Source organism: Rhodovulum bhavnagarense (genome assembly GCF_004343505.1).
In the GTDB taxonomy this organism is placed as follows: domain Bacteria; phylum Pseudomonadota; class Alphaproteobacteria; order Rhodobacterales; family Rhodobacteraceae; genus Rhodovulum; species Rhodovulum bhavnagarense.
The window spans coordinates 239,486-258,233 of the sequence record NZ_SLXU01000001.1 but is presented as its reverse complement, the minus strand read 5'-3'; the positions used below and the strand labels follow the sequence as shown (position 1 = coordinate 258,233).

Annotated in this window: 20 protein-coding genes; 6 read left to right on the top strand and 14 right to left on the bottom strand. The window is 63.9% G+C overall.

Annotation, left to right across the window (positions count from 1 at the left end; translation table 11 throughout):
- Positions 1 to 8: 8 nt before the first annotated feature.
- Positions 9 to 326: a hypothetical protein gene (locus tag EV663_RS15785; RefSeq protein ID WP_243697844.1), complete on the top strand. Its 318-nt coding sequence runs from the start codon at positions 9 to 11 to the stop codon at positions 324 to 326.
- Here the strand turns inward: EV663_RS15785 and EV663_RS01305 are convergent.
- The 8 genes from EV663_RS01305 to EV663_RS01270 form a co-directional block, all read right to left on the bottom strand.
- Positions 306 to 1,271: a calcium/sodium antiporter gene (locus tag EV663_RS01305; protein ID WP_132949955.1), complete on the bottom strand. Its 966-nt coding sequence runs from the start codon at positions 1,269 to 1,271 to the stop codon at positions 306 to 308. The two genes, EV663_RS15785 and EV663_RS01305, sit on opposite strands and share 21 nt — an antisense overlap.
- Positions 1,272 to 1,410: 139 nt before the next feature.
- Positions 1,411 to 1,761, bottom strand: a complete 351-nt coding sequence (locus tag EV663_RS01300) for a DUF190 domain-containing protein (RefSeq protein ID WP_132949954.1) — start codon at positions 1,759 to 1,761, stop codon at positions 1,411 to 1,413.
- Positions 1,762 to 1,764: 3 nt separating this feature from the next.
- Positions 1,765 to 2,238, bottom strand: coding sequence for a fluoride efflux transporter FluC (locus EV663_RS01295; protein WP_132949953.1), 474 nt, complete (start codon positions 2,236 to 2,238; stop codon positions 1,765 to 1,767).
- Entirely contained in the window at positions 2,235 to 2,633 is a 399-nt protein-coding gene (gene crcB / locus EV663_RS01290) for a fluoride efflux transporter CrcB (RefSeq protein WP_132949952.1), read from the bottom strand. Before crcB ends, EV663_RS01295 begins: the two co-directional genes overlap by 4 nt.
- A 36-nt stretch (positions 2,634 to 2,669) precedes the next feature.
- Positions 2,670 to 3,620: a 2-hydroxyacid dehydrogenase gene (locus tag EV663_RS01285; RefSeq protein WP_132949951.1), complete on the bottom strand. Its 951-nt coding sequence runs from the start codon at positions 3,618 to 3,620 to the stop codon at positions 2,670 to 2,672.
- On the bottom strand, positions 3,620 to 3,958 hold the full coding sequence (locus EV663_RS01280) for a tRNA-binding protein (RefSeq protein ID WP_132949950.1): 339 nt from the start codon (positions 3,956 to 3,958) through the stop codon (positions 3,620 to 3,622). The genes EV663_RS01285 and EV663_RS01280 overlap by 1 nt, the downstream gene beginning before the upstream one ends.
- Positions 3,955 to 4,776 carry a pyrroline-5-carboxylate reductase gene (gene proC / locus EV663_RS01275; protein WP_132950397.1) on the bottom strand — a complete coding sequence of 274 codons (822 nt, stop codon included), beginning with the start codon at positions 4,774 to 4,776 and terminating at the stop codon, positions 3,955 to 3,957. Before proC ends, EV663_RS01280 begins: the two co-directional genes overlap by 4 nt.
- 31 nt (positions 4,777 to 4,807) lie before the next feature.
- Positions 4,808 to 5,311 carry a type III secretion system chaperone family protein gene (locus tag EV663_RS01270; RefSeq protein ID WP_132949949.1) on the bottom strand — a complete coding sequence of 168 codons (504 nt, stop codon included), beginning with the start codon at positions 5,309 to 5,311 and terminating at the stop codon, positions 4,808 to 4,810.
- Positions 5,312 to 5,662: 351 nt separating this feature from the next.
- Here EV663_RS01270 and metG point away from each other — a divergent pair, with 351 nt between their 5' ends.
- Entirely contained in the window at positions 5,663 to 7,378 is a 1,716-nt protein-coding gene (gene metG / locus EV663_RS01265) for a methionine--tRNA ligase (protein ID WP_132949948.1), read from the top strand.
- 9 nt (positions 7,379 to 7,387) lie between these two features.
- Here the strand turns inward: metG and EV663_RS01260 are convergent, their stop codons facing one another.
- From EV663_RS01260 to EV663_RS01245, 4 genes are all read right to left on the bottom strand, one after another.
- Positions 7,388 to 8,353: a LysR family transcriptional regulator gene (locus EV663_RS01260; protein ID WP_132949947.1), complete on the bottom strand. Its 966-nt coding sequence runs from the start codon at positions 8,351 to 8,353 to the stop codon at positions 7,388 to 7,390.
- 27 nt (positions 8,354 to 8,380) lie between these two features.
- The gene (gene phaR, locus EV663_RS01255; RefSeq protein ID WP_132949946.1) at positions 8,381 to 8,929 is read right to left on the bottom strand and encodes a polyhydroxyalkanoate synthesis repressor PhaR; all 549 of its coding nucleotides are present in this window, start codon (positions 8,927 to 8,929) and stop codon (positions 8,381 to 8,383) included.
- A 152-nt stretch (positions 8,930 to 9,081) separates the two neighbouring features.
- A complete protein-coding gene (locus EV663_RS01250; protein ID WP_132949945.1) occupies positions 9,082 to 9,525 on the bottom strand; it encodes a phasin family protein in 444 nt (147 codons plus the stop codon).
- A gap of 127 nt (positions 9,526 to 9,652) precedes the next feature.
- Positions 9,653 to 11,455 (bottom strand): PHA/PHB synthase family protein, encoded by a 1,803-nt coding sequence (locus tag EV663_RS01245; protein WP_425057100.1) that lies wholly within the window; start codon positions 11,453 to 11,455, stop codon positions 9,653 to 9,655.
- A 98-nt stretch (positions 11,456 to 11,553) separates the two neighbouring features.
- On the opposite strand from EV663_RS01245, the gene phaZ reads away from it, so the two are divergent.
- A complete protein-coding gene (phaZ, locus tag EV663_RS01240) occupies positions 11,554 to 12,822 on the top strand; it encodes a polyhydroxyalkanoate depolymerase (protein ID WP_132949944.1) in 1,269 nt (422 codons plus the stop codon).
- 76 nt (positions 12,823 to 12,898) lie between these two features.
- On the opposite strand, the gene EV663_RS01235 is transcribed toward phaZ, so the two are convergent.
- A complete protein-coding gene (locus EV663_RS01235; protein WP_132949943.1) occupies positions 12,899 to 13,648 on the bottom strand; it encodes an alpha/beta hydrolase in 750 nt (249 codons plus the stop codon).
- Between the two features lie 119 nt (positions 13,649 to 13,767).
- On the opposite strand from EV663_RS01235, the gene EV663_RS01230 reads away from it, so the two are divergent.
- Both EV663_RS01230 and EV663_RS01225 read left to right on the top strand, forming a co-directional pair.
- On the top strand, positions 13,768 to 14,874 hold the full coding sequence (locus EV663_RS01230; protein ID WP_132949942.1) for a pyridoxal phosphate-dependent aminotransferase: 1,107 nt from the start codon (positions 13,768 to 13,770) through the stop codon (positions 14,872 to 14,874).
- Positions 14,875 to 15,083: 209 nt separating this feature from the next.
- The gene (locus EV663_RS01225) at positions 15,084 to 15,476 is read left to right on the top strand and encodes a DUF6858 family protein (RefSeq protein WP_132949941.1); all 393 of its coding nucleotides are present in this window, start codon (positions 15,084 to 15,086) and stop codon (positions 15,474 to 15,476) included.
- A gap of 69 nt (positions 15,477 to 15,545) precedes the next feature.
- On the opposite strand, the gene EV663_RS01220 is transcribed toward EV663_RS01225, so the two are convergent.
- A complete protein-coding gene (locus tag EV663_RS01220; protein ID WP_132949940.1) occupies positions 15,546 to 16,745 on the bottom strand; it encodes a pyridoxal-phosphate-dependent aminotransferase family protein in 1,200 nt (399 codons plus the stop codon).
- 154 nt (positions 16,746 to 16,899) lie between these two features.
- Between EV663_RS01220 and EV663_RS01215 the strand changes: the two genes are divergently transcribed.
- A complete protein-coding gene (locus tag EV663_RS01215) occupies positions 16,900 to 18,705 on the top strand; it encodes an ABC transporter ATP-binding protein (RefSeq protein ID WP_425057099.1) in 1,806 nt (601 codons plus the stop codon).
- Positions 18,706 to 18,748: the final 43 nt, after the last annotated feature.

Here is an 18,748-nt window from a genome sequence, read left to right as displayed (position 1 = left end):
AGGCAGAGATGAGGAAATTCAAGGCCGCTGTCTTTGACTGGGCAGGCACGAGGATTGACTTTGGCTCTTTTGCGCCCATCGGCGTGTTCGTCAGGGCCTTTGCGGAATTCGGGATCAAGGCCACGATCGCGCAGGCCCGCGCCCCCATGGGCAGCGCGAAATGGGACCATATCCGGGCGATGATGGACATGGCTCCACCGCGCGGGGCGGCGTGCCTGGTCGAACCCGGTACGGCGACGCTGACAGGCGAAACCGGCGCTGCGTGGCACCAAAGCGAAACGTCCGCCGGGGATCGCGCCCCCGGATCAGCCTGTCATGCCGTTTGAAAACAAGAGGACCATATAACCGGCATAGATCGCCAACATCATTACGCCCAGGCCGCGCCCGATGCTTTTCGCGGCAAACAGCAACACCAGCAGCAAGAGCGACGACGTCAACATGACGGGCGCGTCGACCTCGCGAAACCGCGCGCTGACCTCGATGGGCTGGATCACCACCGTGACCCCCAGAATGGCCAGGATATTGAAGATGTTCGAGCCGATCACGTTTCCCAGAATCACGTCGGAATGCCGCCGGATCGCGGCAACTATCGCTGTGGCCAGTTCCGGCAGCGAGGTGCCGATCGCCACCAGCGACAGACCGATAACCGCATCGGGCACGCCGAATACGCGCGCGATGTTCACCGACCCCTCGACAAGCATATCCGCCCCAAAGACCAGCGCGCCGATGCCGGCCACGGCGAGAACCGGCGCAAGCCACGGTCGGGTAAGGGGGATATCCTCGAATTCCTCGGCCTCGTGCTGGAACGTCTTTGCCTCGCGGTCACGCTTTTCCAGCCAATAACTGGAAAACAGGTAGCCGGCGAGAACCACCAGCATCGCGATCCCTTCGATCCGGGTGATGACCGCGCCCTTGACCAGCGCAAAAGCCGCCAGCGCAACGACGGTCGCCACCAGCGCCTCGCGCACCGCAGTTCGTTCCCAACCGATGATCGGCGCAATGACCGCGGCCACGCCGACGATCAGCAGGGCGTTGGCAATGTTGGAACCCACGACATTTCCAAGCGCGATCTCGGATGCGCCACCAAGGGCGGCGTTGACCGAAACCAGGAGTTCCGGCATCGACGTACCGAAACCGACGATCACGAGACCGATCAGCAGCTTGGATATGCCCAGCCGTTCGGCAATGGCGACCGCGCCGCGCACCAGCCCCTCGCCACCGAGGAAAAGAAGAACGAGGCCCGCGGCCACAAGAGCCAGATCGTGAAGCATCTTACATCCTGCATAGTCACAGCCATTCGTGGCGCATTCAGGACCGATCTAGGATGAATTGCACAGGGAAGTAAGCTCTGACCCGCGAATTCGGCCGATTTATTCGACGACCGGTCAAATCAGACAGATCGGCCCGCGTTCAGTCAGGCCTATCCCCGCGCGTCTTGCCGTATTGCAGAACACGAACGGCTTCCATGGTGATCAGACCGCTTGTCATCAGCCGATCAAGTTCCGGCAGGAAGGCGTCAATCCGCTCTTCACTGTCGACGATCTCGATCACCATGGGCAAATTCTCGGACAGGCGCAGGACCTTGGCGCTATGCAGGCGACTGGAATGGCCATAACCCAGCGGTCCCCGCAGCACGGTGGCACCGGCAAGCCGCATCTCGCGCGCCTTGAGCACGATCGACTCGTAAAGCGGACGACCGTCATCGCGGTCGTCTTCGCCGATGAAAATGCGCAGCGCGATCGCACGCGACGGTATCTGCATGGTTCAGGTCCTTTCCTGGTGGCGATCGCTTGCCGGTCCGCGCCTCAATCTGCCGTGGCGAGATCCCAGCGCAAACCCTGCCCAGACCGCGACAAGCCAGGCCAGGACCGATCCGCCGATGTTGAACGCCGCAAGGCGGTATTCCCCTCCCCCAAGGAGTGTGACATTTTCCAGGCTGAAGAGCGAAAAGGTGGTAAAACCACCGCACAGCCCGGTCATCACGAATTGCCGCTGGCGCGCGCTGACCAGTAGACGGCCATCGGGCCCGGTCAACGCGGCGTAAAGGCCAATGGCAAAAGACCCCAGGATATTGGCCAACAGTGTTCCCCAGGGAAATCCCGGCCCCAGCCAGGCGACGGTCCCGATCGAGAGACCCGCGCGCAGCACCCCGCCGATTGCGGCCCCGGCTGCAATCGCCAGGTACATGGCCAGCCGCTCGGCCAGCTCGCGTCCTCGGATGGATATCACAGTGGTCATTGGCCGACCGCCGCGCTCGCCGCCAACCCGCCCGCCACTGCCGCGCCCAAGCACAGGGAAAGCGACAGCACCACGTTGCCCCCCGCCCGCCACCACTCGCCATCCCGCATCAAGGCGAGGGTCTGCAGACTGAAGGACGACACCGTTGTGTAACTTCCAAGAAACCCCGTCACCACGACGGGCCACAGATCGGGCCAATCGGCAAGATGCCCGTTCACAACCAACCACCCCAGGCAACCGGCCGCGAAGGCCCCCGACACGTTCACGACAAGCGTGCCCCAGGGAAAGGTCTCACTGATCAGGCGGACGACAAGACCCGAAACGGCATAGCGCGCCATGCCGCCAAGCGCGCTTCCCATGGCGACAAACCCCATGAATGCCGCGATCTGGGTCATTCGATTGCCCCCTTTCATCCGTTGACGCCACGTCGTTCAGACCGGGTTCGGCAGTGCCTTTCCGGCGAGGTGGGCGCGGATATTGTCGACCGCCATCAACCCCATCGCCTCGCGCACCTCAAGCGCCGCGGTCCCAAGATGCGGCAACAGCGCGACGTTTTCCATGACGCGCAGCGCCTCGGGGACCTCGGGTTCGAACTCGTAGACATCCAGCCCCGCCCCCGCGATCCGGCCCGCCCGAAGCGCCGCGATCAGCGCCGCCTCATCCACAACGTCGCCGCGTGAAATATTGACAAAATGGGCATGGGGACGCATCGCGGCAAAGACCTCTGCGCCGATCAGGTGCCGGGTCGCCGTCCCCCCCGGTACACAGCATACCAGGACGTCCACCGCCCCTGCCAGACCGGTCAGGCTGTCAAAGGCCTGCGCCGGGATATCGAGGACAGGCGGGGTGCGCGTGACGTAAGAGATCGGCATCCCGAAACCATGATGACAGCGCCGCGCGATGGCCTGCCCGATATTGCCCATGCCGACGATACCCAGCCGCTTGCCGGTAACATGCAGACCCAGCATCTGCGTCGGATGCCAGCCTCCCCAACCGCCCGCACGCAACAGCCGCTCGCCCTCGCCGGCCCGCCGACAGCTCATCAGCATCAGCAGAACCGCGATATCGGCGGTCGCGTCGGTCACCGCGCCGGGCGTGTTGGTCACCGCAACCCCGGCAGCCCGCGCCGCGCCCACGTCGATATGATTGTAACCGACGCCGAAATTGGCCAGCAGACCGGCGCGCGGCGCGGGTATATCGGCAAAGACCTCGGCCGAGAATCGGTCACCAAGCGTCGGCAGAACCACGTCGAATTCACGCAGGGCACGACGCAACTCGGAGCTGTCAAGTGGTTGGGTCCTTGTGCGCAATTCGACCTCGGCCAGCGCGCTTGCCGCCTCGACCACGCGCTCTGGCAGCGGGCGGGTGATCAGAAGGCGCATCAGAACATCCGCCCACCCAAAGGCACATCCTTGTCCGGGGTCGCCAGGACAACCTCGCCATCGGCATCGGGCAAACCCAGAACCAGAACCTCGGATATGAACCTGCCGATCTGGCGCGGCGGAAAATTGACCACCGCCAGCACCCGTTTGCCTAGCAAATCCCCTGGCGTGTAATGAGCCGTGATCTGCGCCGAGCTTTTCTTTTCGCCGATCGCTGGGCCGAAATCGACCCACAGCTTGATCGCGGGCTTGCGCGCCTCGGGATAGGGCTCGGCGCGGGTGATCCTGCCCACCCGGATATCGACCTTCAGGAAATCGTCAAAGCTGATCGCGCTCACGATCCCAACTCCTTGTCGCGGGTCATTGCCGCGTCTACCGCCCGCGACAGCAGTGCCGGAAAGCCCTTGTCCGGGTCCATCAGCACCGTCAGCGCAGCGGCGGTCACCCCCCCCGGCGAGGTGACGTTCACGCGCAACTGCGCCGGGTCCTCGGCCGCCAGTTCAGCCAGTTGCCCGGCCCCGCCCACCGTCGCCTTGGCAAGCCGCATCGCCATATCGGCTGGCAAACCCTGCGCCACCCCGGCGGCAGCCATGGTTTCGATCAGGTGAAAAACATAGGCAGGCCCGCAGCCGGAAATCGCCGTGACCGCGCCCATCTGAGCCTCGGCTTCCAAGCGCACGGTCTGGCCCACCGCGGAAAGCAGCCTCTCGGCCAGTGCCAGCCCTGCTTCATCGACCCGATCATTGCCGATCAGCGCCGTGATACCCCGGCCCACGGCAGCCGGCGTATTCGGCATCGCGCGCACGACCGGAGCCGCGTCGCCCAGCCGTTCGGCGTAGTATCCAAGCGTCTTGCCCGCCGCCACCGACAGAAACAGGGTGCGCCCATCGGCAAACCCCACCACCTGCGGCAAGGCATCGTCCATCATCTGCGGCTTGACCGCCAACAGCACGATCGCCGGGGCGTCGGGCAGGGATTCGTTGAGGTTCAGCCCCTCGACAGCCCTCTCGCGGAGCCATTGCGAAGGGTACGGGTCCATCACCCAGACCGATCGCGCGGGCAGCCCCCCGGCCAGCCACCCCTCAAGCATCGCAGAACCCATCTTGCCGCAGCCCAGCAGAACCAGCCCCCGGTCCGCGAGATCATCCATGTCCATCACCTGTTCCCCTGTCATCTCCGGGGGCAGGTTAGGCGCGGCCGTAAGCCTCTGCAATGGCGACCTGTATTGCCTGTTGGGGCCCCTGGTCGCCCCAGGCAACAAGTTGGAAGGCAGGGTAGAACCGCTCTGCCGTCAAGACCGCGGTCGAGATCAGCCGCTCGATCTGTTCGGGCGCGGCCACCTGCCCGCCCGACAGCATCAGCCCATAGCGCCAGACCATCAGGCGCTGGTCCCGCCAATAGGTGAATCCGCCGCCCCAGCACATGTCATTTGCAAGGTTCAGCGTCTCGTAAAGCGCGGCAAGCCTGTCCTCGGGCGGTTCCATCTCGAAGGTGCAAATCAGCCTCAGCGTCTCGTCATAGGCCGACCAGGCCAGCGTGATCGAATAGGTCCGCCACTGCCCTTCGACCGCCATGGCGATCTGGTCATCGGCAACACGGTCGAATTCCCATTCGCGGTGCTCGGCCAGATGCTCGACGATGTCGATAGGGTGCAATTCCTCGGTTTGAAGGAAATCTTCGGAAAGCGACATGCCCGGCCTCTTCGGTTATAGCGTGGTGCGGGTGCCAACCCGCTAGGCTTTGGTGCCAGCTCTAGGACCGGGGCTCTCCCCACGGGCCCTCACAATATATCGTGCGGGCAAAGCCACAGGCTGTAAAGCGGAATTTTTGTAACAGCCGGGGGACAACCCGCAATATGTTGTGGAAAAGCCAAGATATCGCCGCAAAGGGGCAGACCTAACCACGAGGCTTGCAACGCCCCAGGGCGTCACGCCATGCCAGCACAAGGCGTCGCCCCTGCACGGCCCGAACGGCGCGCTTTCATCCGCGCCCCCCCTGCGCTAAACGAGGCGCCAGACCCGAAGCACAGGCAGACCCGCATCATGGCACGTATCCTCATTACCTCGGCGATCCCTTACATCAACGGGATCAAGCATCTGGGCAACCTTGTCGGCAGCCAGTTGCCGGCCGATCTGTACGCCCGTTATGCCCGCGCGCGGGGGCACGAGGTGATGTTCTTGTGCGCCACCGACGAACATGGCACCCCCGCCGAACTGGCCGCCGCCAAGACCGGGAAACCGGTCGAGGTCTATTGCGCCGAGATGCATCAGGTGCAGGCGGACCTTGCGCGGGGGTTCCGGCTGTCGTTCGATCATTTCGGCCGCTCGTCCAGCCCACAGAACCATCGGCTGACTCAATATTTCGCGGGCCGCCTGGCGGAAAACGGTTACATACAGGAAGTCACCGAAAAGCAGGTCTATTCAAGGGCCGACAACCGCTTCCTGCCCGATCGCTATATCGAGGGCACCTGCCCGAATTGCGGCTATGACAAGGCCCGCGGCGACCAGTGCGAGAACTGCACGAAACAGCTTGACCCGACCGACCTGATCAATCCGCGCTCGGCGATTTCCGGGTCCACCGACCTGGAGGTGCGCGAGACCAAGCACCTGTACCTGCGCCAGTCGCTGATGCGGGACGAACTGGAGGCGTGGATCGACTCGAAAACCGACTGGCCCGTGCTGACGACCTCGATCGCCAAGAAATGGCTGAATGACGGCGACGGTTTGCAGGATCGCGGCATCACCCGCGACCTGCATTGGGGCATCCCGGTGAAGAAGGGCGATCAGGACTGGCCGGGGATGGAAGGCAAGGTCTTCTACGTCTGGTTCGACGCCCCCATCGAATATATCGCCGCCGCCGCCGAATGGGCGGAGGCCAACGGCAAGTCCGAGGCCGACTGGCGGCGCTGGTGGCGCACCGACGAGGGTGCGGCGGATGTTCGATATGTGCAATTCATGGGAAAGGACAACGTGCCCTTCCACACCCTCAGCTTCCCGGCGACGATCATGGGCTCGCGCGATCCTTGGAAGCTGGTCGACTATATCAAGTCGTTCAACTACCTGAATTACGACGGCGGCCAGTTCTCGACCAGCCAGGGGCGCGGCGTCTTCATGGATCAGGCGCTGGCGATCCTGCCAGCCGATTACTGGCGCTGGTGGCTTTTGTCCCACGCGCCCGAAAGTTCGGATAGTGAATTTACGTGGGAGAATTTCCAGCAAGCCGTGAACAAGGACCTGGCCGATGTGCTGGGCAATTTCGTCAGCCGGGTGACCAAGTTCTGCCGCTCGAAATTCGGCGAAGAGGTGCCTGCGGGCGGCGCCTGGGGCGAGCGTGAACAGGCGGTGATCGAGGAACTCGGGACGCGGCTGACCGCCTACCAGGCGCATATGGAGGCAATCGAGATCCGCAAGGCCGCAACCGAACTGCGCGCGATATGGGTGGCGGGTAACGAATACCTGCAAGCCGCCGCCCCCTGGGCCGTTTACAAGGACGATCCCGCCGCCGCCGCCGCCATCGTGCGCTTTGCCCTGAACCTGGTGCCATTCTACGCGACGCTTTCGGCCCCTTTCATCCCGGATGCCAGCGCGACCATGCTGGAGGCGATGAAGATGGCAAACGCGGATTGGCCGACCGATGTCACCGCCGCGCTGGAAAGACTGGCCTCCGGCCACGCCTTTGCTGTGCCCGAGAACCTGTTTCGCAAGATCAGCGACGAGGAACGCGCACAGTGGCAGGCGGATTTCGCCGGACAACGCTGAACGGCCCGTTCAAAGCAGCCTCAGCGCGCCGCCAAGCCATGGCAATCGCGCCACCGCCGGGCCAACCACCATCTCGGTCAAAAGCAACCTGATCCGCCCGGCGATCCGGGCGGGCATGTCGTCCAGAACGCCCGCGCGGGCGGTCAACGCGATCTGGCGCGACAGCGGCGCAAGCGGCAGTTCCAGTATATCGACCGCGTCGAAAAAGCGCCGTGCATGAAGCCAGCCCAGCGGCGTCAGGATCGACCAGCCCGCGCCGCGCGCCACCATGGCGATGATCGCGTTATAGCTGTCCAACTCGTACCGACAAATCGGGTGCAGGGCCTGCGCGGCAAGGTGGTCGGCTATCTGGCGCCCCATCTGGTGACGCGGCGTGTAATGCACGAAAGGCAGCGCCATGAGTTGCCCCAGGACATCGCCGCCGGGGTCGATCCGCCCCCGCGGCGCGGCAACCACGAATGGTTCGGACAAAAGCGGATGCACCTCCATCCAGTCCTGCGGCGTGCCCGTACTTGCCGCGACCACGATATCCAGCGCGCGCGTATCCAGAAGGCCCAGCAAACGGTGGCTGGGGCCGGTTTCCAACTGGAAATGGCTACGCGTCAGCTCCCCCCCCATTTCGGATAAGAGCCGCGGCGTCACGTCCGATTCGAAATCCTCGATCATCCCCAGTCGGAGCAGTGGCAGCGCCGCGAGATCGCGCGCCGCGATCTCGGCTCGCGCCTGGCTGGCCTCGGACAGGATGGCGCGACCACGGCGCAAGAACATCTCGCCTGCGGGCGTGGTGATCATGGGCCGCGTCCCCCGGTCGATCAGGGTCGCCCCGAGTGTGCCTTCGAGTGTCGAAAGCTGCTGCGAGACCGCCGAGACACTCGCCCCAAGACGGCGCGCCGCGGCCGAGAGCGTGCCCTCTTCTACAGCGGCGACAAAGACCTCTATCCCCCAGAGCGTGAAACGGCCGGACGGCTGGGCCATGCTCCCCCCTGTCCGGCCGGGCCGGTGTCAGTCGTTGATCCTGGACAGCTTGTTCTGCAACTCGGCAAGCTGACGTTTGATCTCGTTCAACTCGTCCGCGCCCTCGGCGGATTTCGGGGCGGGTGCGGCATTGCCTCCGGTCCAGCCCGCGGTCATCGCCTTGATGAAGGCCTCTTGCTGCGCGCGCATCGCCTCAAAGCCGGGCATGGCAGCCATCGGGCTCATGGCAGTCATGTTTTCCATCACCTTGGACTGCCCCTCGCGCAGCATCTCGAAGCTGGCGGCAAGAAATTGCGGCACCACGCTTTGCGCCGAGGTGGTGTAGCTGCGCACAAGATCGGTCAGCACATTGATCGGCAGGACGCTTTCGCCCTTGCTTTCGTGTTCGGCGATGATCTGCAACAGGTATTGGCGGGTCAGGTCATCGCCACTCTTGAGGTCGACGATCTGCACCTCGCGCCCCTCGCGGATCACGCGCGCTATATCTTCAAGCGTGACGTAATCGCTTGTCTCGGTGTTGTAGAGACGACGACTGGCGTAGCGCTTGATCAGCAGCGGCTTTTTCGCGTCGGTCACAGGCCGGTTCCTCCTCATGGCATTGCCGCAGATGCAGTGAAATGAACATTACGCGCTGCGCTGGCAAAAAAAAAGGGCAGGCGCAACGCGCCCGCCCAGGAAACCCGTCGACAGGGAGGAGGAGTCGCGGGAAACTCTTGGCTGACCGCCGATCAGACGGCAGTGGCCTTCTTGGCGGCCTTGGTCGCCTCGGTGGTGGCCTTTTTCATGGCAGAGGTCGCATCCTCGGAAAAGTCCTTGCCGGCGGCCAGCATCAGTTCGACCGTTTCCATCTGAACCTTCTTGGCGACCTCGGCAAAAGCGGCCATGTTCTCGGCGGCCATCTCGGCGGTGGCCGAGGCGAAATCGGTCATGGCCTTGGTGTAATCGGTCGGCTCGTCTTTGACGGTGGCCACATCACCGAACTTGGTGATGGTGTCCTTGGTCCACTTGGCCGAGATCTCTGTCGATTTCTCGGCGGCCTCGAGCGCAACTTTCGACATCTTCTCGGCGAGCGTCGCCTGGGTCTTGAACGCGTCCTGCATGGCGGTCGGATCCATCGAGAACGCCGACATCATGTCCTGCATCATCTTGGTAAAGTCCTGGGCGTCAGCCATTTGTCTGTCTCCTTGGTGGCGGCCGGGGCGGGCCTTGGCCTTGATCATGGGAAGAACATACATGCTGCACCGCAGCATTTCAAGATTTATTGCTGCACCGCAGCATTTTTCTCGCAAAAGTCGACATTCAAATATCTTTTTCGCCTGTCACGTAGATACCGGGCGCATCGCAAAGCCCCTTGCCCGGATCACGCGCTGGAACCTTGCGACCCGAGCGGCGTTTCAACCAGTCATCCCATCGTGGCCACCACGACCCTTCGTGAAACGTGGTGGTGGCGCGCCAGTCCTCGGCGTCAAGCCCCGCCATCGGGGCATCACTGACATAATGGCCGTATTTCCTGCGCCCGGGCGGGTTCACGATGCCCGCGATATGGCCCGATTGCGACAGGATGAACAATCGAGAACGTGCCCCCATCTGTCGCACACCCTCGTAAGAGGACGCCCAGGCCGCGATGTGATCGGTTTCGCAGGCCACGGCACAGACCGGCACCCGAACATCCGAAAGCCTGACGCTTTCGCCACAGATTTCAAAACCGTCACGGGCAAACCGGTCCTGCTGACACAGCCCGCGCAGGTACTCGATCACCATCTTTGCGGGCAGGTTGGTCGAATCACTGTTCCAGAACAGCAGATCAAAGGCGGGGGGCGCCTCGCCCATCATGTAGCTACGGATCGCCGGGCGATAAATCAAATCGTTGGATCGCAAGTAGGAAAAGGTGCGCGACATGAAGAAACTGTCAAGATAGCCCTTCTCGGTCACTTCCCTTTCGATCCCGTCAACGAAATCGTCGTCCAGAAAGACCCCCACCTCGCCTTGGTCGGAAAAATCCGTAAGCGTCGTAAAGAACGTGGCAGAACGCACGGAATTATCGCCGCGCTTGCGCATCAAGGCAAGCGTCAGCGCCAGCGTGGTACCCGCGATGCAATAGCCCGCGACGTTGACCTTGTCTTCGCCGGTCAATGCCTTGGCCTCGCCGATCGCGGCCAGATAGCCCTCCTGGACATAATCGTCCAGCCCGACCTCGGCATAAGAGGCATCCGGGTTTACCCAGGAGACGACAAAAACCGTGTAGCCCTGCCCCACCAGCCACCGGATCATCGATTTCTGCGGTGTCAGGTCAAGCACGTAGAACTTGTTGATCCACGGGGGAAAGATGATCAGCGGCGTGGCATGAACCTCGTCCGTGTCGGGCGTATACTGGATCAGCTCCATCAGGCGATTGCGAAAGACCACCTTGCCCGGCGCCGTCCCGAGATTGGCGCCCACCTGGAAGGCATTCTTATCGGCCAGCGACACAAGGACCTCGCCCTCGTTGGCCTCGATGTCGCGCACAAGGTTTTCCAACCCGTCGACCAGCGACTGGCCCTCGGTCTCGACCGCGCGGGCCAAGGCCTCGGGGTTGGTGCCGAGAAAATTCGAAGGGGAAAACAGGTCGACGATCTGCCGCGTAAAGTATTTCAGGCGCTTGGCATCAACGGGGTCCAACCCCTCTATGTCATCGACCGCGCGGCCGATGGCCTCGGCGTTCATCAGGTATTGCTGCTTGACGAAGTTGAAATAGGGATGGGTCTTCCACAACGGGTTGGAAAAGCGCGCATCATGGGGGGTTTCGTCCGGCGGGGCCTGCAACGTGCCCCGCGCCAGCGCCTGCTGAGCCTCGACGTAATGTTTCAGCGCCTTGCCCCAGTACGCGACCTGGTGCTCGATCAGCTTGGAAGGGTTGTGTAAAACCTCGCTGACATAGGCCGCCGCAGCCTTCATGTAGAGTTCATGCCCAGGCCCCTGGAGGTTGGGATCGATACGCCGCTTTCGCGAAACGGCCGAAACCAGCCTCTCGGTCAATTCCTCGACCCTTGCCAGATTGGCGTTCATCCGCTCGAGGTTCGCGCCGGGCAGTTCTGTCCCGGCCGAAGGATCATCTGTTGTCACGGCGTGCGTTCCCCCCTACCTTTGCAGGCGCAGCAAGGCCGCCTCCCCGGCCATCGCTGTCTCGCGTCTCCGATACACTATCGGAAAAGGAGTGGCGAATGAAATACATGGCGACCTACGACCTGATGGAAACGGCGCGTAACACCAACCAGTGGCTGGGTGCCTCGGCGCTGGCCCTTGGGTCTTATCCCGCGCTCAGCCTGTGGCCGAACCCGCTGTTCAAGATGGTTGCCGCATGGGGCGAGGTCGCCGAGCGCACCTTTGCCCGCATGGTGGCCAAGCCCGACTGGAACATCAATACCGTCGTTGGCGAAGACGGTCGTGATCATATCGTGTCGGTGGAAAAAAGAGTAACACGCCCCTTTGGCGATCTCATCCAGTTCCAGGTGCATGGCCGCCCGCAAAAACCCCGCCGCGTCTTGCTGGTCGCCCCGATGTCGGGACATTACGCGACCTTGCTGCGATCCACGGTGGCCAGCCTCTTGCCCGATTGTGAAGTCTTCGTCACCGACTGGCATAATGCGCGCGATATTCCCGTCTCGATGGGCAAGTTCGATGTCGAGGATTACACGCTTTACCTTGTCGATTTCATGAAACATCTCGGCCCTGACACCCATGTGATCGCGGTTTGCCAGCCCGCGCCCCTGACGCTGGCGGCCACCGCCTACCTGGCGGGCGAGGAACCGGCGGCCCAGCCACGTTCGCTGACGCTGATCGGGGGCCCGATCGATCCCGACGCCGCCGCTACGGATGTGACCGATTTCGGCCGCCGCATCACGATGGGACAGCTCGAACAGCTTGCGATCCAGCGCGTCGGTTTCAAATACGCCGGCGCCGGGCGGCTGGTATATCCCGGCCTGCTTCAGCTTGCTTCGTTCATGTCGATGAACAGCGACCGCCATTCGCGCGCCTTCTCGGAACAGATCCTGAAGGTGGCCAAGGGCGAGGCGGGCGATCACGACAAGCATAACCGCTTTTATGACGAGTACCTCGCCGTGATGGACATGCCGGCAGAATTCTACCTGTCAACCGTCGAACGCATCTTCAAGCGGCGCGAAATCGCGAGGAACGCTTTCACCGTGGCGGGTCGACGCGTCGATATCGGCGCGATCACCGACGTGGCGGTCAAGACCGTCGAGGGGGCCAATGACGACATTTCGGCGCCGGGCCAGTGCATCGCGGCGCTGGAGCTTTGCACCGGGCTGCCCGATGACAAGAAAGCCAGCCACCTGGAGCCCGGCGCAGGCCATTACGGCATCTTCGCGGGCAAGAGCTGGCGCAACAACATCCGTCCGCTGGTGCTGGACTTCATCGATGGCAATTCCGCCGCCCCCGAAGAACGACGGGCGCAGTTCAAGCCGGTCTGAGCGGGAGGCCGCGCCAAGGCGCGGCGCGCCTGCGGCGCATGGGTATTTGCACCAAGAAGAAGAAGGCGGACCGGTCTCAGTCTGGCAGGATCTCCGTGATCGCCTGCTCGACCAGGGCCAGGTCGGCAGGCTCGGAAAACCGGTGATCGGCGCCCTTGACCAAGGTCAGCCGCGCATCCGCGCAGTCGATATGCGCCAGCAGGCGCAGGGCGGTGGTCATCTCGACATCCTCGTCTGCCGTGCCCTGCAACAACCGAACCGGGAAAGGCAGCCGCAAGGGATCGCGCAGCACGAGATTTTCGCGGCCCTCCTCGATCAGGCGACGGGTAATCGTGTAGGGGCTGTCGGCATAGCCCGAGGGTATCTCGATCCGGCCGTCGGCCATAAGCGCGGCGCGCTGATCCCGCGCGAAGCCCGCCCACATGCTGTCCTCTGTGAAATCGGGGGCGGCGGCGATGCCCACCATGCCAACCACCCGCTCGGGCAGCGCGCGCGCCAGCAAGAGCGCGATCCAGCCCCCCATGGATGACCCCACCAAGACTTGCGGCCCCTCGGTCAGCGCGCTCAGCGCGGCCCCGGCATCCTGCGCCCAGTCACCGATGCACCCGTCGGCAAACGCGCCCGAACTTTGGCCATGCCCGGAATAGTCAAAGCGCAGGAAGGAACGGCCGCAGCCGCGAGCCCAGGTTTCGAGGTGCCGGGCCTTGGTGCCCTCCATGTCGGACATGAACCCGCCCAGGAACACCACGCCCGGCCCCTTGCCCGGCAAGCGGTGATAGGCCAGCCTGCGGCCCGAGGGCGTATCGAGATAGGCTGGTGCTGTCATGTCGGACTCCTTTGCGGTGTTGCGCGCAAGGGTAGGCAGGCCCCTGCCCGACCGCAAGACCTGCCCGACCGCAAGACGCGGCCTTGCGGAGCGGCACGATTCGAGGTCATCTCTGATCCATGACCGGACCTCGCTATACCCCGCTTGTCGCCAGCTTGCCCGCCACCGTGCCCTTTGTCGGCCCTGAAACACAGGAACGCACCCGCGGCCGGCCGTTTCGCGCGCGCCTGGGCGCGAATGAAAGCCTGTTCGGACCCTCGCCCCTGGCGCTGGCAGCGATGACGCGGGCCGCCCGGGAGGTCTGGAAATATGGCGATGCCCAGAACCACGATTTGCGTGCGGCGCTCGCCGCCGATCTGGGCGTGACGCCGGAAAACATCATGGTGGGCGAAGGGATCGACGGCCTTTTGGGCTATCTCGTGCGCATGGTGGTGGCGCCGGGCGACCCCGTGGTGACCTCGGCGGGTGCCTATCCGACCTTCAACTACCATGTCACGGGCTTTGGGGGCGTGCTGCACAAGGTTCCTTACGCAGGCGATCACGAGGATGGACAGGCCCTGCTGGACAAGGCGGCCGAGGTGGGGGCAAAGCTTGTCTACCTGGCCAATCCCGACAACCCGATGGGAAGTTGGCACGGCGCCGAGAAGATCCGGGCAATGATCGAGGCGGTCCCCGAGGGCACGCTGATGATCCTGGACGAGGCCTATATCGAGTTCGCCCCCGAGGGCACCGCGCCCCCGATCGACGCTGACGATCCGCGCGTGATCCGCTTTCGCACCTTTTCCAAGGCGCACGGGCTGGCCGGCGCGCGGGTGGGCTATGCGATCGGGGCGCCGCCGCTGATCGCGGCCTTCGACAAGGTGCGTAATCATTTCGGCATGTGCCGGATCAGCCAGGCCGGTGCGCTTGCCTCGTTGCAGGACAAGGCCTGGCTGGCCGAAGTCTGCGCGCAGGTCGCAGATGCCCGCGCCCGGATCGCGCGCATCGCCTCTGACAACGCGCTGAGCGCGCTGCCATCGGCCACCAATTTCGTGGCTGTGGATTGCCACGCAGATGGCGAATTCGCCCGCCGTGTATTGCGCGAATTGGCAGAGTTGGACGTGTTCGTGCGGATGCCGGGGGTGGCAACGCTCGACCGCTGCATTCGCGTTTCGGCAGGCCCCGAGGACCAGCTCGACGTTCTCGAAGAGGAACTGCCCAAGGCTCTGGCCGCGGCACGCGGATGAGGCACGCGTGATGTCGGACCCGCGCGCCTGTTTCCGCGAGCGGGGGATCTTTTGGCAGGTGCCGGCCCGGTCGAAGCGGGCGGTGGAAACGCCCTCACATCCCCGTGATGGAGGCCGATCCCCCATCGCAAAACCTGACTAAAAGATGCAAGTAATGGCCCGAGGGTGGCCAAGCCCGCCTGTCGACCCACCAAAAGTCAGGACATGACATGAGACAGACCCTTCTGATGGAGAAATACCCGGTCTTCGACCTGGACCTGGACAAGTCTGAAACCACCTGCACCAGCGTGGACGACATCCTCGATCGCCTGAAGGCGCGGATCGACGCCCATCCCAAGGTGGCCTACATCGCCACATTCGACCATTACAGCCACACCAAGAGCATCGACGGCACCATCGCCGAGGATATCAAGGACGCGCGCAATATCGTGTTCTGTTTTGGCGTGGCCCTGCCCAATGCCCATGTCCTGGCCGTGCGCCCGCGTTCTATCGGGGTGGCCGACCTGGGCGATCGCTTCCATATCTCGTTCATGGAACCGCCGATGGAAGTGGCCACCAGGGAAATGGAAACCTGGTGCCGCGACCTGGTCGACAAGGCCTGATACTCCCCGCCGACCGACTGCGTTCAGGGCCGCATCCAGAGGGTGCGGCCCTTGCAGTTGCAAAACGCCTCAGCCGCCCGCAACCACGGCCGCCGCAGCCTCGAGCGCACCCTTGCCATGGGGGATGTCGAGTGCCACCAGGCCCGCCTCGATACTGCCGAGGGCGCCCAGCACCATATGCGCATTGACATGGCCCATATGGGCGATGCGGAAATAGCCGTGCCAGGCTGGATCGTCCCTGGCAGCCATCCCAAGCCCGATCCCCAGCGTCACACCCGCCGTCCCGCTGAGCCAGTCGCGCAGGGCGGTCCCGGCGGGCGCGCCAAGCTGAACCGCGGTCACTGCATGGCTGCGCTGCGCGGGCGCGGCGATATTGGCCTGCATCGGGCCGCCCGCCCCCCAGGCCCCGATCGCCGCCCAGACGGCACGGGCAAGCCGTTCGTGCCGCGCCCAGGCGGCCTCGATTCCCTCATCGTGTACCAGCATGTCGAGAGCCGCGCGCAGCCCATAAAGGTGATGTGTCGGCGCAGTGCCCCAGAAATACTGGTAGAATTCCTCGGGATCGGCGCGCATCCGCCAGTCCCAATAGGGCGTTGCCATGTCGGCGCGGGCGCGCGCAGCCTCTGCCTTGTCATTGAAAAAAACAAAGCCCAGACCGGGTGGCACCATCAGACCCTTCTGACAGGCCGCGACCATGACATCGACGCCCCAGCCATCCATTTCGAACCGGTCGCAAGCCAGCGAGGCGATGCAATCGACCATCAAAAGGGCCGGGTGACCGGCCGCATCCAGGACCGTGCGCAAACCCGCGATATCGTTCTTGACGCTGGTGGCGGTATCGACATGAACGGCCATGATGGCGCGAATATGATGGGCGCGATCCTCGGCCAGCCTGGCGGCGACGCGATCCATGTCGACCGGGGCGCGATTGCCGAAATCCATTACCTCGACATCGGCGCCCAGACCTGCGGCCAGTTCGGCCCAGCCATGACCGAACCGCCCCGTGGCAAGCGCCAGCACCTTGTCGCCGCGTGCCAGAACGTTGACCAAACCCGCCTCCCAAGCGCCATGTCCGTTCGAGATATACATCGCCACCTTGTGCCGGGTCCGCGCCACCGCCCGCAGATCGGGCAGAAGGCTTTCCAGCAACTGCACCATCGCGCCGCCATGGATTTCGGGGGCGGGGCGATGCATGGCTTGCAAAACCCGGTCGGGTATTACCGAGGGGCCGGGAATGGCAAGGTAGGGGCGGCCGTGGCTCAGGGGCATGTCGTTCTCCGGGGATGGGCGAGACACCAACCTGTTAGGCCCGCCCGACTGGCCCGTCAATCGGCCCGGCTGGCCGAATACTTGCGCCGGGCGCGGCTTTCGGGCTATCGGGTTCAGGCGTCCCCGATGGCGCGTCCCGAACCCGGCCCAGCTCTTGACCGATCCCAGCATCATCCCCGACCGCGCCCCCTTTCCACGCAGACCCGAGGATATCGCGGGCGATTACCGCTCGTCGCGGCTGTTCGCACGGCTTTGGCGCGACTACCTGCGCCAGCATATCGGCAAGATCGCCATTGCCTTTCTCTTGCTGACCATCGAGGGTAGCACGCTGGGCTTTCTTAGCTGGATGCTCGAACCCCTTTTCGACCGGGTCTTCGTGGGCGGCGAGGCTGCACTCATTCTCTGGGTCGGGCTGGGCATCCTCGGGTTGTTCTTCTTGCGCGCGATTACGACGATCCTGCACCAGACACTCCTTGCCGATGTGGCGATGCGCAGTTCCTCGGCCATGCAGGTCAACCTTTTGCGTCACTTGCTTGCCCTTGACGGGCGGTTTTTCCAGGACAATCCCCCGGGCGCCCTGATCGAACGGGTCCAGGGCGACACGCTGGCCGTGCAACAGGTCTGGACCCTGCTGATCACCGGCGCCGGGCGCGACAGCGTCGCGCTTATCGCGCTTTTTGCGGTGGCAGTGTCCGTCGCCCCGAGTTGGACGTTCATGGCGATGATCGGCGTGCCGCTTCTGATCCTGCCAGCCCTGCTCGCCCAGCGCTATGTCCGGCGCAAGACCGCGACGATGCGCGCGCAATCCAGCGACCGCACCACGCGGCTGGACGAGATATTCCACGGGATCATCCCGATCAAGCTGAACCGGATGGAAGACTACCAGATGACCCGGTTCGAACGGATCGTCGAGGCCATCGTGATCGCCCAGGTCAAGATCCGCGCCATCACAACCTCCATCCCGGCAATGATCGACATCGTGACGGGCCTGGGCTTTTTCCTGGTGCTGATGGTCGGCGGGCGCGAAATCCTGGCCGGCGAACGCACGGTAGGCGAGTTCATGAGCTTTTTCACCGCGATGGCGCTGACCTTCCAGCCCCTGCGCAAGCTCGGCAACATTTCCGGCCAGTGGCAGACAGCGGCAGCCAGCCTCGAACGGCTCTATCGGCTGTTCGACATGCCGCCGCGCATCACCAGCCCGGCCAGCCCCGTCCAGCACCGCGGCCCGGCATCGACCGAGATCAGGTTGCGCAATGTCGGGTTCTCATACGGCGAACAGCCCGTTCTGCAAGGTCTCGACCTTACCGCGCGGGCGGGCGAGGTGACCGCGCTGGTCGGCCCGTCGGGGGCGGGCAAGACCACGGTTTTCGGGCTTCTGACCCGTCTTCTGGACCCGCAAAGCGGCGAAATCACCTTGGGCGGCACCCGGATCGACCGGCTGGACCTGAACGACCTGCGCGACCTCTTCTCGGTCGTCACCCAGGATGCACCGCTCTTCGACGAAACCATCCGCGAAAACATCTGCCTCGGCCAGGACGTGCCGCCCGCACGGCTCGAGGCTGTGCTGCGCGCCGCTCATGTCCGCGACTTCCTGGGCGCACTGCCCGATGGCATCGACAGCCCCGCCGGTCCGCGTGGTTCCAACCTGTCGGGGGGACAGCGCCAGCGCGTCGCGATTGCCCGCGCGCTGTTGCGCGACGCCCCGATCCTGCTGATGGACGAGGCGACCTCGGCACTTGACGCACAATCGGAAAAGACGGTGCAAGAGGCGCTGGACCGTCTCGCAAGAGGCCGCACGACGCTGGTCATCGCGCACCGGCTGGCAACCGTGCGCAACGCCAACAAGATCGTGGTGATGGACAAGGGCCGCGTCGTGGAGGAAGGTCCACACGAGGCATTGCTTGCCCGGGGCGGACTTTACGCAGGGCTTTACAAGCTGCAATTCGCCTCGGAAACCTGAGCGGTGGCCCGATCTGCAAAAGGGCCGGGCCGCGACAGCGAAA